This window comes from Chryseobacterium sp. SIMBA_029 (assembly GCF_046535275.1).
Taxonomy (GTDB): domain Bacteria; phylum Bacteroidota; class Bacteroidia; order Flavobacteriales; family Weeksellaceae; genus Chryseobacterium.
Genome location: NZ_JAWRXA010000787.1, coordinates 1 through 241, shown reverse-complemented (window position 1 = coordinate 241; position 241 = coordinate 1). Strand labels below are relative to the sequence as shown.

The following is a 241-nucleotide window of genomic DNA, read 5'->3' as shown; positions in this document are numbered from 1 at the left end:
CGTCGCGGTAGGGGCGATGGCTGACATCCTGCTCTTCACTGAGATCCAGCGCGTCCATATCGACACGGAAAGCCATCACCGGACCGGGGCGACCGGTATCCAGGGTGGCGACGATACCAGTGAAACCACCTTCAAAAGCCGCAATCCATTGTGCTAGCGCACCCTGTTGACGAGCGCGCTCGAATTCGCGTTGTAGAGTGAATTCATCAGGTAATCCCATCCGGCTACTTTCATTAACTAC

1 pseudogene is annotated in these 241 nt (G+C 56.0%); it reads right to left on the bottom strand.

The features are described from left to right. A pseudogene (locus SB679_RS26080) lies at positions 1-241 on the bottom strand (hypothetical protein); the annotation flags it as partial.